The organism is Oceanobacillus jeddahensis (assembly GCF_000750635.1).
Lineage (GTDB): Bacteria > Bacillota > Bacilli > Bacillales > Amphibacillaceae > Oceanobacillus > Oceanobacillus jeddahense.
In genome coordinates this window covers 1,400,144-1,414,115 of record NZ_CCDM010000001.1, presented here as the reverse complement: position 1 = coordinate 1,414,115, position 13,972 = coordinate 1,400,144, and the positions used below count along the sequence as shown (strand labels likewise).

At 39.1% G+C, this 13,972-nt stretch carries 11 protein-coding genes; 3 read left to right on the top strand and 8 right to left on the bottom strand.

All coding sequences use genetic code 11. The features are described from left to right. Positions 1 to 218 precede the first annotated feature (218 nt). Together BN986_RS06165 and BN986_RS06160 are read left to right on the top strand one after the other, a co-directional pair. On the top strand, positions 219 to 1,916 hold the full coding sequence (locus BN986_RS06165) for a M3 family oligoendopeptidase (protein WP_040978767.1): 1,698 nt from the start codon (positions 219 to 221) through the stop codon (positions 1,914 to 1,916). Positions 1,917 to 2,053: 137 nt separating this feature from the next. Continuing rightward, complete coding sequence (locus BN986_RS06160) at positions 2,054 to 2,839, top strand: HAD family hydrolase (RefSeq protein ID WP_040978766.1); 786 nt, start codon at positions 2,054 to 2,056, stop codon at positions 2,837 to 2,839. A gap of 103 nt (positions 2,840 to 2,942) precedes the next feature. Here BN986_RS06160 and BN986_RS06155 read toward each other — a convergent pair whose 3' ends face one another. From BN986_RS06155 to ggt, 7 genes are all read right to left on the bottom strand, one after another. Then, positions 2,943 to 4,091: a mannitol-1-phosphate 5-dehydrogenase gene (locus tag BN986_RS06155; protein ID WP_040978765.1), complete on the bottom strand. Its 1,149-nt coding sequence runs from the start codon at positions 4,089 to 4,091 to the stop codon at positions 2,943 to 2,945. Further along, the gene (locus tag BN986_RS06150) at positions 4,091 to 4,531 is read right to left on the bottom strand and encodes a PTS mannitol transporter subunit IIA (protein WP_040978764.1); all 441 of its coding nucleotides are present in this window, start codon (positions 4,529 to 4,531) and stop codon (positions 4,091 to 4,093) included. The genes BN986_RS06155 and BN986_RS06150 overlap by 1 nt, the downstream gene beginning before the upstream one ends. A 121-nt stretch (positions 4,532 to 4,652) precedes the next feature. Next, positions 4,653 to 6,746, bottom strand: a complete 2,094-nt coding sequence (locus BN986_RS06145; RefSeq protein WP_040978763.1) for a BglG family transcription antiterminator — start codon at positions 6,744 to 6,746, stop codon at positions 4,653 to 4,655. A gap of 80 nt (positions 6,747 to 6,826) precedes the next feature. Next, positions 6,827 to 8,263, bottom strand: a complete 1,437-nt coding sequence (locus tag BN986_RS06140; protein ID WP_040978762.1) for a PTS mannitol transporter subunit IIBC — start codon at positions 8,261 to 8,263, stop codon at positions 6,827 to 6,829. Positions 8,264 to 8,528: 265 nt separating this feature from the next. Continuing rightward, a complete protein-coding gene (locus BN986_RS06135) occupies positions 8,529 to 9,056 on the bottom strand; it encodes a chromate transporter (RefSeq protein ID WP_040978761.1) in 528 nt (175 codons plus the stop codon). Then, complete coding sequence (locus BN986_RS06130; RefSeq protein ID WP_040978760.1) at positions 9,053 to 9,616, bottom strand: chromate transporter; 564 nt, start codon at positions 9,614 to 9,616, stop codon at positions 9,053 to 9,055. The genes BN986_RS06135 and BN986_RS06130 overlap by 4 nt, the downstream gene beginning before the upstream one ends. A gap of 31 nt (positions 9,617 to 9,647) precedes the next feature. Next, entirely contained in the window at positions 9,648 to 11,258 is a 1,611-nt protein-coding gene (gene ggt / locus BN986_RS06125; protein ID WP_040978759.1) for a gamma-glutamyltransferase, read from the bottom strand. 399 nt (positions 11,259 to 11,657) lie between these two features. Between ggt and BN986_RS26910 the strand changes: the two genes are divergently transcribed. Continuing rightward, entirely contained in the window at positions 11,658 to 11,876 is a 219-nt protein-coding gene (locus BN986_RS26910) for a hypothetical protein (protein ID WP_040978758.1), read from the top strand. 90 nt (positions 11,877 to 11,966) lie between these two features. On the opposite strand, the gene asnB is transcribed toward BN986_RS26910, so the two are convergent. Continuing rightward, the gene (asnB, locus tag BN986_RS06115; RefSeq protein ID WP_040978757.1) at positions 11,967 to 13,811 is read right to left on the bottom strand and encodes an asparagine synthase (glutamine-hydrolyzing); all 1,845 of its coding nucleotides are present in this window, start codon (positions 13,809 to 13,811) and stop codon (positions 11,967 to 11,969) included. Positions 13,812 to 13,972 lie beyond the last annotated feature (161 nt).

Below are 13,972 nucleotides of genomic sequence, written 5' to 3'. Positions count from 1 at the left end.
TCAGGTTGTATATTCACCATTAATTCGCACATAATCATACGATAAGTCACATCCCTATACCGCTAAACATGAAAATAGAGCAGTATTTTATTGTCTCTCCCATTACACATTTCATTCACTATTGCTTTTCTATCAGAAAAAGCATACAATTTTTCCAAATAGAGGTATACTTATTATTGAAATATATTTCTTCAATTTGAAAATAAGGAGGAAAACAAATGCAAACGTTCTCAAATTATACGTATGAACGCCCGGATCTTCCGAAAGTAAAAGAAGACTTCTATCAAAAGCTCGAGCAATTTCAAAACGCCGCTTCGGTGGAGCAGGCTGTTGCCGCTATAGAAACGATTAATAAGGTCAGGAGTCATCTTTCAACAATGGAAAACCTTGTGTTTATTCGTGCTTCCATTGATACACGCGATGAATTTTATCACAATGAAAGAGATTTTTTTGATGAGCATTCACCGGAAATTCAGGAGTTAACAACAGCTTTTTATAAAGTGCTTCTGAAGTCCCCATTTGAAACACAGCTGCGGGAGAAATACGGTTCTCAATTATTTGATTTAGCAGAATGTGAAATAAAAGCTTTTTCTAAAGAAATTATTCCTTTGCTTCAAGCTGAAAATAAATTGACATCTGCTTATTCTAAATTAATCGCATCTGCTGATATTGATTTCCGGGGCAAATCTTATACATTGGCCCAGCTTGGACCTTTTGCTGAGGACTCAGACCGAAAAACACGGAAAGAAGCTTTAGAAGCACGGCAAAGCTTTTTTGCAGAGAATAAAGAAAAATTGGATTCTATTTACGATGATTTAGTAAAAACACGGCATCAAATAGCTGAAAAGCTCGGGTTTAAAAACTTTGTCGAAGTTGGCTATCTCCGTATGCAGCGCGTTGATTATAATGCAGAAATGGTGGCACGCTTCCGTAAACAAGTAGAAGAAGTGATTGTGCCTATTGCCACGAAGCTATATGAAAAACAGGCAAAACGAATCGGTGTTGATTCTTTAAAAATTTATGATGAAGCCTTTGTATTTGCCTCTGGAAATGCAACGCCAAAAGGCAATCCAGATTGGATTATTGAAAATGGGAAGAAAATGTATGATGAATTATCCTCCGAAACTAGTGAATTCTTTCAATTTATGCTGGACCGTGAGCTACTTGACTTAGAAGCAAAAAAAGGAAAAGAAAGCGGCGGATATTGTACGTACATTGAAGATTACCAGTCTCCATTTATTTTCTCTAATTTTAACGGGACATCCGGAGATATTGATGTGTTGACACATGAAGCAGGACATGCATTTCAGGATTATTCCAGCCGTCATTTCTCCGTACCGGAATATTACAATCCGACAAGTGAATCGGCAGAAATCCACTCCATGAGCATGGAATTCTTTACCTATCCATGGATGGAAAATTTCTTTAAAGAGGATGTTGAAAAGTATAAGTATGCCCATCTATCGGACGCGATTCAATTTCTGCCATACGGTGTTGCAGTAGACGAATTCCAGCATCTTGTTTATGAAAATCCAGACTGGACACCAGAAGAGCGTAATCAGGCTTGGCGCAAGTTAGAACAGAAATACCTACCGCACCGTGATTATGATGGTATTGAGAGTCTAGAATCAGGCGCTTTCTGGCAAAAACAAGGGCATATTTATGAAGATCCTTTTTATTATATTGATTATACACTTGCACAAATTTGTGCTTTCCAATTCTTGAAAAAATCACAAGAGAATCGGGAAAAAGCATGGCAGGATTATATTGACCTATGTAAACTGGGCGGTTCCAAACCATTTTTAGAGCTTGTTCAATCAGCTGATCTTAAATCTCCTTTTGAAGAAGGAACGGTGGAAGCTGCTGTTTCCTTTATAGAAGACTGGCTGGATAAGATAGATGATCAGCGACTGTAATCCCAGTTTAGCAACGAGAAGCCGATAAAATTGGCTTCTCTTTTTTTAATACTTTCTAAAAGCTGTCTACTAGGCTTATTTTCAACATTATGATAAAATGACGGTAGATTTAAGTAGAAGAAGAAAAGGAGATCAGAATGACCTATCGAGCACTTTTTTTAGATATTGATGGAACAATTTTGCAACCGGACCACACCTACGCACCGTCCACTCAAGAGGCAATTCGACAAGTAAAAGAAGCAGGTTTAGAAGTTTTTTTATGTACAGGCAGACCATTCGTGGATATTCAAAAACTGACCTCTGATTTTGGGATCACATCCTCTATTACCTATAATGGCGCCTACGCCCTTTACCAAGATGATGTTATTTTTAACGCACCCATGAAAAAAGAAGACGTCGAAAAATTAATATCCGTTACCGGACAAAGCGAAAGCGAACTTGTCCTTTACACAACAGAGAATAATTACTTCACTTCTTTAACAAATCCACATGTGGAGAGTTTCAATGAGGTATTCCAGCTATATCAAAATAAACCATTTACAATGGATGTCGCGGATAAAATTATTGCTGCATCCGCTATTAATGTTGCGGAAGACCAAGTAAAAGATTTTGAAGTTACCGATGACTTCCACCTGACCAAAGTAAATGTAGCGCATGATAGTGAATCTTACGATGTGCTTCGTGCTTCTGTCAATAAAGGAGTAGCCATTGAGCAAATGCTAAATCACTTGAATATTTCGCCTTCTGAAGTCATTGCTTTTGGAGACGGATTGAATGACAGAGAAATGCTCAAGTTTGTTGGCACCGGCATTGCAATGGGAAATGCAGATCCAAGATTGGTTGAATTTGCTGATTTTCAAACCACTCCTGTAACGGACTCAGGTATTTTTAATGGATTAAAGAAGCTTGGTTTGGTGAATTAACTTATATATCAGAAAAAGCATGGAAGAGTTTTCCATGCTTTTCTATAATATAAAGTGAATTTCTATTCAGTTAAAGCTTATAATGCGTTAAATAATGTCTCACTTAGCGCATTTTTTCATACGCTGCAAGCACTGCTGTTGTTATCGGATGATCTTTCTCCAGACCGCTCACTTCCGCAAAAGCATCTGCTGCCCCATTTTTTTGAATCATGCTTTGTAGCTTCACGGCTTCTTCATCGCTTTTATTTTGAAACAATAAAGCAGCGGCCATTGCTTTGGGTAAATATTCAGGAGCAACCGAAGCAAATTCCAAATACATACCCGCCGGACGTACAAAGCGGTCTTTCGGGCTGAGTTTACGGATCGGTCCCCTTGCAACACGGTTTACTTCATCAGAAATATGTGTGTTTTGAAAGCGGCCGATGATTTTTTGAATATACGCTTCATGCGCTTTTTTATCAAATCCATAGGCATCTATTAAAGCATGTCCTGATTCTTGTAACACGCCGTTTAATGTTTCCAGAATCCGATTATCTTGTAATGCCTGGTCAATTGTTTCATAACCATAATAACTTCCTAAATAAGCCGTAGCTGCATGCCCGGTATTTACGGTGAATAGCTTTCTTTCAATATACGGACCGAGTTCTTCAACATAGGTAATCCCTTTAATATCAGGTAATTCGCCTTGAATAAATGTCTTTTCTACAACCCATTCATAATAAGGTTCAACCCGGACATCGAGTAAATTTTCATTTGTTTGATTCGGAACAATCCGGTCTACTGCAGCATCCGGAAAACCAAATAAACCATCAAAACCTTCCTGGTCCGCCTCACTGATTTCCTGATAGACATATTCTTTTAATAATGTGCTCCCGCCAATCATATTTTCGCAAGCAATGATTGTAAGAGGCTTCCGCTGGAAATCAATTCTTTCTGCAAGACCTTGTGCAATGGGTTTTGCGATGACAGGCAGGATGTTCGGTCCAACTGCTGTTGTGACAATATCCGCTTCAACAATCGCATTGGTTACAGCTTTAGGGTCTTTTATGCTGTTAATACCAGCGATATGTTCCACCGTGACAGGCTTACTTGTATCATCAGCAAAATGGACTTGATACGTCTTGTCTTGATTGATGGCATGGATAACCTCATCATTGACATCTACAAAGGTAACTTCATACCCTGATTGATCCAGTAAAAGCCCAATAAAGCCTCTGCCAATATTTCCGGCACCAAAGTGAACTGCTTTCATTATGCATTCACCTCATTAAGAATTGTCATAATTTCCTCCTTCGATGCTGCTTCCGTCAGTTTTTCTACATTTTCCTCTTCCGAACAAATGATAGCAATTTGTGATAAAATTTCTAAATGTTCATCGCCTTTTCCAGCAATACCAACTAACAGCTTCACTATATTTCCATCACCAAAATCAACCCCATTTGGAACGGTAACAACAGTAAGTCCGGTTTCTAAAACTTCTTTTTTCGCATCTTCTGTACCATGAGGAATTGCTAATGCATTGCCCATAAAGGTTGTCGCAATCTCTTCACGCTCCAGCATTTTATCAATATAATTCTCTTTAACATAGCCATTATTTAATAAAATACCGCCAACATAACGAATTGCTTCTTCCTTTGATTCGAATTGTACACCTAACTCAATATTTTCTGCGCTTAAAATTTCTTTTGCCATTTCTATGCACTCCTTTAAAAAAACTTGTATTCGCCTGATGTTTACTAACACATAGATGTGCTGACTTCGACGTTTCTTAATTTTTCTTATACTGTTCTATCATAGTAGAAAAGTTAACTTATCAACTTTTCTCCCCATGATAAAATTTTTCCTGAATAAATAATTGAAATTGCTTTGTTAAAAACTGTCCAATCTCTTTTTCATCTGCTTCTTGAAGCAATTGCAGATAGTGATCATCCTGAACAATCAAACCACTGAGATAACTTAAAACATCTAACGCTGCTTCATGCATGGATGCTGGAGCAAGCATGATTAAAATACGCGATACTTCCATATTTGTCGCATCCATCGCCTGTAATTTTTCCTTATTCGCCAACTGAAAAATAAAAAAGCCAGGCCCGTTAATTGTATCTGATCTTGTATGAAATAGCGCAAGTGATGAACCGGGAATTCCCAAACCACCCTGGGCTTCTCTTTTTATAAATTTATCGAGCAATATTTCAGGATTCTCAATACTGCCGTGGTGATGTAACTGATAACAGATCGATGCTAGAAAGTCTGTTTTATTATCTTTTAAATAAAATAATTTAAATCGATTTAAAACCTGTAAAATCACTTCTGAATAACGATGCATTTCCTGCAAATTCTCAAGAAAATCGCCTTCCATAATTTTATTTGCTTTCACGGATGATTTTGGTCTTGTCAGAGCAGCTTTTCTGATGGCTGTTTTTACTTTAGCCGCTTCCTCCTCTGTCAGCATGGGAGATATATGCACATAGCTCTGATTCAAATTTTCTAAAAGAACAGTAGATACAATCACATCATATTCTAAAAGCTCTTCTTGATTCAGGTCAAAAATAGATTGATGTTTTGCTATCTCTATTTCTGGAAATTTACGCTCCAATTTGCTTGCCAGGATTTTCGATGTCCCTATGCCTGTTGAACAAATGACGAGTACTCGAACATCTTTAGACTTTTCTGTTTGCAAAAGTGTGGCGGCAAAATGCAATACAATATAAGCAACTTCCTCCTCCGGGATCTGCAAATCAGGAAAAACAGCTTCCATACACTCTTCTATTACCTCAAATAGCTCGAAATAATCCTGTTTAATTTCTGCAAGCATTGGATTATGAATATTCATATGCTGTTTTATACGATAAATAGCTGGTTTTAAATGGGTGGTTAAATCATTTAAAAATCGATTATTCCCTGATAAATTGATATGCAGCTGATCTCCCACTTTACGAATCAGTTCTTTTGCCCGATGTGCCAAATCTATACTTGTCTCTTCCAATAGATAAGATTGATTTTCTCTAAGCTTTGCTCCCATTAAATGCATGGTGATATAGCCAATCTCATCTTCTGGAATATCGATAGAAAATGTTTGTCTGAGATTTTCAATTAATTTATCTGCAATTTGATACTCCTGTTTCTCTTCAATTTCTTGTTTATATGCTTTATCAAAGTGAATGGTATCTCCTTTTTGCAGCCTTTCCATAGCAAGTGCTAAATGAACTACAAGACCTACATAGGCACTGTCAGCTAAATGATAAGGGAGCTCCTTTCCAATTTCCTGAACCTGCTCCTCTATTCTTTCTAATTTCTGTGGATCCACAAGACCTAATAATCGATCAGAAATCGTTTCTCCCTTTGCTTTTTCTTCTTTATTTTTTGTTTTAATCTTTTCCACAAACTCAAATAAATCAATATGCCGGGAAATTAAATTACTTAATACAGCCCGTTTTTTTACTTCATTACCTTGGATTTCAACGCCATATCCTTTTTTACGGACAAGCTGTAAATCAAATGATTGGATACGCTCCTCAATACCATCCAGATCTTGTGAGATGGTGGCAATAGTTACATTCAGCTCACTGGCCAAGGTAAATAATTTAATTGGTTCTCGCACTTGGATTAACGTATTTAATAAAATCGATTGCCTTTCTTCTCTGGATAATTCTACTCCATCTAATTGAGCAATCTTTTCTTTTAATTGCTGTTTCTTCTGGCTATCTCCACGAATGGCTACACCAGAACCTGATTTTTTATAAAAATCCAGTTGATACGCTGCTAATACATCCTCTAGTTTCTTTAATTCTCGGTGAATGGTTCTTGTACTGACGTTCAGTTTATCTGCTACTTGTTTTACTGTTTTATCATCCTCTGATGCCAGCAAAAAAGTTAAGATATTTCGTTCACGACTTGTAAGATACATTGCCATTCACCTCCCTTCCACAGGTAGCCTTCCCCTTAAAAGAATGTTTTAAAAATCCTTTTAAGGAGAAGGCTGTTATCTTATGATTCGTCTTTTAAGCGTTCGACCAATTCATCATAGCGCGGACTGTTTAAGAAATTATCTACAGAAATATGTTCAGCATCTGGACGTTTTGCTTTTGCCCGTTCTGTCAGTGTTTTTTGCGTGATGATAATATCAGCATCATCTGGAATTTCATTGATTGCTTTATTTGTTACATCGATCGCAATGTCGCTTTTCTTAAATTTATTTTTCAGCAGAGATGCTCCCATGGCACTGGAGCCCATTCCAGCATCACATGCAAAAATAATTTTATTTACTTCTGTTTTATCCTTCACAGGTGTTTCTAACACATCATTTTCCTGTTCTCCTGTTAATGAACTACTGACACTGCTTTTCTTCCCTTTCATCTCTTCCATCTTTTTAGTAGAAGCTGCAAGGTCTTCTTCGCTGTCTTTTGAAGTTTTTAAGATAAACGCACCAATGGCAAAGGATACTGCCGTAGCTATAATTATACTTAAGATAACTCCCACATAGCTATTTCCTGGGGTTAACGCAAGTATTGGGAAAATGCTTCCCGGTGAAGCTGCCGCATGAAGTCCTGCATCAAATAATTGAAGGGTGAAGATTCCGGACATTCCTCCAAAAATCACCGCAATAATCATTGTAGGCTTCATAAGAATATAAGGGAAATAAATTTCATGAATACCGCCTAAGAATTGAATAATTGCTGCGCCTGGTGCAGATGCTTTTGATACCCCTTTTCCAAAGATCGAGAAGGCTAACAAAATTCCAAGTCCCGGTCCCGGATTAGCTTCAACAAGGAATAGAATAGATTTTCCTGTTTCCAGTGCCTGTTCTGACCCTAGCGGGGTTAAAATACCATGATTAATCGCATTATTTAAAAAGAGAGCTTTCGCCGGTTCAATAATAATACTGGCTAATGGCAATAAACCTGCGCTAATAATCGCTGCTACGCCATCTGCTAAAATATTTGTTAAGCTGGAAACAACTGGACCGATTCCTGCTACAGCAATCATTGCAAGGATAGCTGCCAAAATACCTGCTGAGAAGTTATTATACAGCATTTCAAAGCCCTGACGAATTTTCGCCCGGAATAAATCATCCATTTTCTTTATCAAGTAACCACCTAACGGACCCATGATCATGGCTCCAATGAACATCGGCTGTTCGGCTCCGACGATGACACCCATGGTTGCGGTAGCACCAACAACACCTCCGCGTATATCATAGATCATACGCCCTCCTGTGAAACCAATCAATAATGGCAATAAATAAGTAATCATTGGATCTACTAATGTTGCCATCGTTTCATTTGGAGTCCAGCCATCTGGAATAAAGAAAGCTGTAATCAGTCCCCAAGCAATAAAAGCACCAATATTGGGCATAATCATACCGCTGAGGTTACTGCCAAACTTTTGTACTTTTGCACGTATGCCGTTATTTTCTTTTGACATTTGTCAAACCCCTTTTCATGAATTGTTACTTTTATTTTATTCTGAGTCATCCAGGGAAAACAACCTAATCAAAATGTAACTTTGTCACCGGGATGTTGCCAAAATAATATTTGCTTTGGTATCTTTCCGATTTAAGCGGGTTGGTATTCATTTGCTTCATATATTGTCATGCAAAAAAGAGACATCTGCCAGATAAAAAATCCTTTTCATCTGACAAAATGTCTCTTTCCTGTTCTCCGCACCATTATATGTTTTTGTAAGTGGTTTATAAGAAAAATCCTCCGTATAACATTGCTCCAGCAATGATAAAGGCCGGATGAATCTGCTTTATTTCTATCAGGTAAAAACTAATGATAACGATAAGGGCAGTCTGCAGCAAGCCAATGCTTACATATGCTTCTGTCCAGAAATTCCAGGCGATCACACCGAGTAATACAGCAATAACAGGCTGTACAAATACCGTCAACCTGTGCACACGTTCCGACTTTTTATATTTCACTAAAATACTGCCTAATAAAATCATTAAAATTAATGAAGGAGCAACGGTGGCAAATATTCCTACAAACGAACCGGCTATACCGCCTAATTCATAGCCGACATACCCTGCCATTTTTGTTGCAATTGGTCCCGGCAGTGAATTAGCAAAGGCGAGAACTTCTGCAAATTCTTGGACAGACATCCATCCATAATTACGCACTACTTCATTTTCTACTAATGATATGGAAGCGGGTCCGCCGCCATATCCAAGAATCCCCGGTATAAAGAAAGCGACAAAAATATCCCATAAAATCATGAGCGCTCACCTTCTTTTTTCTTGTCTTTCACCGGGAGTGTAAAAGCGATAATTAAGAGAATCCCGATCACAATACCTGGATGGATATGCAAATAATTTAAAACGACAAATACCACTGCAAGCATGAGAATTGCACGTATCCAGCCAAGCCCTTTCCCCGCTTTATATAAAAATTGCCAGGTAAGGACAGCCATCATCATTCCAACAACAGCGACAACCGCTGCTGTCATGCCTTTAATCCAATCAAATTCACGAAACTCGGATAAGGTTCTTAATAAAATAATTACCAGGATAACTGTTGGGATAACAGAAGCGATCAATGCATTGAACATCCCGATCCAGCCGGAAGTCCGATAACCGATATAGCCTGCCAATTTTGTAGCGATCGGTCCCGGCAGCGTATTACTGATGGATAAAATATCTATGAATTCATCCTCGTCCATCCATTTATATTTTTCGACAGCTTCCTTCCGCATTAATGGAATCGAGGCTGGTCCGCCGCCAAAGCCCAGCATTCCTACTCGAAAGAAAGCAATAAAAATATCCCACTGCTTTTTCATGAATATAACCCTTCTCTACACCATTTTTCATTCACCATACAGCAATATGCCCATCCGCCCGGGATTCAGTCCCTCCGGAAAGCACGCCTGTTTCTGGATCACGCCAAATTATCTGACCGCGTCCAAAGCTGTTCGGCTCCAGCTGTATTTGTATATCATGCCCTTTTTGTCGTAATTCTTGAGCAATTGTATATGAAAATCGATTCTCTACCTCTATTTTTTTCTTCTTCATCCATTGCCATCTTGGGGCATCTAAAGCCGCCTGCGGATGAAGCCCAAAATCGATCGTATTCATAACTATTTGCATATGGCCCTGAGGCTGCATAAAGCCGCCCATTACGCCAAACGGACCAATGGCTTGATTGTCTTTTGTGATAAAGCCGGGAATAATCGTATGATATGTCTTTTTCCCACCTGCTAATACATTGACATGTGTTTCATCCATAGAAAAATCATAACCGCGATTTTGCATCGTAATGCCTGTCCCGGGAATCACAACACCTGAACCAAAGCCCATATAATTACTCTGGATAAAGGAAACCATATTTCCTTCTTCATCTGCTGTTGCTAAATAAACCGTTCCGCTACCAAACGGTTCGCCTGCTTCCGGAAGAATTGCTTCCTCCCCTATCAGGTCTCTTCTTTCATCAGCATATTGCTCACTCAATAGCTGCTCCGTTGTATAACGCATCTGGGGTTCCTCTGTTATATGCAGCTTTCCATCTTCAAAAGCCAGCTTCATTGCTTCCATTTGTTTATGATATGTATCCACCGATTCCTTTGTGGTAAACTCATAACCTTTTAAAATATTCAGTGCTTCAAGGGCAATGATCCCTTGTCCATTCGGAGGAATCTCCCAAATATCATAGCCCCGGTAATTCACTTTTACCGGATCTACCCATTCTGTTTCATAGTTTTCCAGATCTGTCTTCGTTAAAAATCCACCAGCTTCTTTAGATGCTGCAGCTATTTGTTCAGCCAATTCTCCTTCATAAAAAGATAATGCATCCGTTTCTGCAATCTTTTCTAACGTAGCGGCATGATCAGGGGATTTCCAAATCTCTCCTACTTTCGGAGCTCTGCCATTGGGCGCAAAGGTTTCAAACCAGGCAGCAAAATCATAGCCCTCTTCTTTTTTATACATCTGATAGGCTTTATTCCAAAAACGGGCCAATATTGGCGAAATTGGAAAGCCTTCACGGGCATAATCAATGGCAGGCTTCAGTGTTTCTTTTAAAGATAACTTGCCAAAACGTTTGGACAATGCTGCCCACGCCTTTGGCACACCTGGTACTGTAACAGGAACCCACCCAAATTTCGGAATGGCATCATATCCTTTTTCTTTTACCGCTTGTATAGAAATATGCTCAGGGGATCTTCCGCTACCATTTAATCCGTGTAATTCCCCGTTTATCCACACGAGCGCAAACGCATCTCCACCAATTCCGTTGGATGTAGGCTCTACTACCGTTAAACAAGCAGCTGTGGCGATAGCGGCATCAATAGCATTTCCTCCCTTTTTCATGATTTCCAATCCCGCTTCCGCTGCCAAAGGCTGGGTTGTGGCAACCATTCCTTTTTTGGCGTAGACGGATTCTCTTGCAACTGCATAAGGATTAAATTTATTATGTATATGCTCCATCAGCTCATCCTTTCCATAGTATTTACCGCCACTTCATGAAAAGGTAAACCTCCACGCAATGACGTTTTACTTTAGTGTATTTTGCAAAAAAAGGTATATTCTGTCATAACGTGAAACTTCATTCAGCGGGGATGGGACTGCGATAACAACAAACAATATCTTCTATTACAGTCTATCATATTTATTCAGGGAGCTGTATGTGTTCTTACGAATCTGTACATTTTCACCTATTAATCTACAAATTGTTTAAAAAGGGGTTGTATTCACTCAACTCTTTACTGGAGCACAAGGAGATAGTCACTTTTCTATCACATTAGAAAAACTCGTATTCACTCGGCTTTAAGTGAATACATAGTTTTTCTTATACTTTCCTATCGTGCAAAAAAAACCTTTCCTGAAATGTTCATAGGAAAAGCCTTTTTTTATGATTTAATTCTCTGCGAAAAAAGTCCCAGCTGTGCTAATAAGGCACTGCCCAAATATGTTCCAGCAAAAACAAATACAGCTACAATGGCAACTTTCCAGGATGTTCTGCGCAAATCAACCAGACGATTGGCTACAGAAATTCCGGCAACGGTTAAAATTGGTGTTGTAATTGCAGCAATGTTGTCAGGTTAATCGAACATACTGCTAAAAAAGAAAAAGCGCAGGAAACAGAGATGTCTTAACATCTGCTTCCTGCACTTTTTTCTATCTTAACAGCATAGTTTATTCACTAATCTCTATATCATATTTCCGTAACCAATAATCAATCTGACAAAGATGGGCGATTAATTGCGGTCCCCGCATCAATTGGCCATACCACGGATCTTTGAATTCTTTTCCGGTACTTTCTACGATTTTTTCTACTTTATCCTTCTTCAAAAATTCAAAGATTCTTGCTTCAGAATCGGTTAATATTTTCCGCATCCATTGAGATACCTGCTCCGTATATTCCGGCTGGAACGTTCTTGGATAAGGACTCTTCTTCCGGTAAAGCACTTCTTGCGGCAGAACGCCTTCCATTGCCTTTCGTAAAATCCCTTTCTCTCTACCATTTGCCATCTTCATTTCCCAGGGAATATTCCAGACATACTCCACAAGATGATGATCTGCATATGGTACACGTACTTCCAGCCCTGCTCCCATACTCATTCGATCTTTTCTATCTAACAACTGAGACATAAACCATTGCATATTTAAATAAAATAATTCTCTGCGTCTTGCATCCACCTTATTTTCTCCATCCAACCGCGGTGTCTCATCGATCGTTGCTTGATACCTGTCTTGCACATAATCTGCAATTTGTAATTTCTGTTGCCAATCATCATGCAATAAATGGCTTCTACTATCTAAAGAACGGATCCATGGAAAGTTATCTCCCACTGCTGTTGGATCATGGAACCAGGGATACCCGCCAAATATCTCATCTGCACATTCCCCGGATAATGCTACTGTCGTATGCTTCTTCATTTGCCGGCAGCACCATAACAAGGATGAATCAATATCCGCCTGCCCAGGCTGGTCTCTTACTTCTACAGCTTCCTTCAGCAGGGAAGCAAGCTCTATTCCTGTAATAACTTCTTCATGATGATCTGTTGAAAAAGCCTCCACCATCTTTTCTATCCATTCCTGATCACTGGAAGGCTGAAACTTGCTCGCCTGAAAATGTTTTTTATTTCCCTGGTAATCAAGTGAGAAAGTAGATAAAGCACCTAATCCGTTTTCTTTGTAGTGATTTGCTGCTATCGCTGTAATAGCACTCGAATCTAAACCTCCTGATAAAAAAGTAGATACCGGAACATCCGCCACAAGCTGTCTCTTAACGGAATCGGTGAATAACGTCCGTACGTTTTCCGCAGTCTCCTCTAACGAATCCTTATGCTCTTTACTTTCTAAATTCCAATAACGCCAAACCTTTATTCCCGCTCTTGACACAGTCATCGCATGGCCGGCCCTCAATTCATTAACGTCCTTAAACAATCCATGCCCAGGTGTTCTGGACGGTCCTAATCCAAAGACCTCTGAAAGTCCGGTCCGGTCAATTTTTCTGGTTACCTGCGGATGGGCAAGGAGCGCTTTTATTTCGGAGCCGAATACAAACGTTTTTCCTTTTTCACTATAGAAAAGCGGCTTTACCCCTAAGCGGTCACGTGCAATAAACAGTTTTTCTGCGGCATCATCCCAAATAGCAAACGCAAAAATACCATTCAAATGATCCACACAATCCTCTTTCCACTCCATATAACTCGTTAACAAAACCTCTGTGTCCGAGGAGGTTGCAAATGTATATCCCCGTTGCCTTAAGCTTTTACGCAATTCTTCTGTATTATAAAGCTCGCCATTATAACAAATCACGTATTTCTTATGTTCTGCTTCTTTTATCATTGGCTGCTTGCCGCCCTCTAAATCAATAACAGAAAGACGGGTATGCCCAAATCCCACATGACCTTGCAGCCAATAACCTGTTGCATCTGGACCGCGCAAAGATAATGTATTTGTCATCTTTTTTAATATCTCTTGATCATCACTCGCACGTTTATCCCAGCTAATGAATCCGGTAATTCCACACAAATGTCATCATCCTCTCTGGCAATGTATCCAGCTCCACATTAGCCTATGCCATACTGGACCAGTTCGTGAACAATTTAAGAAGTTTTTCTTATCCTTTATTGGATTGTAAACTTGATTGTCAGAAGGAATCTTGAAGGAAAATGCAGCTTTCTTAGAACCCT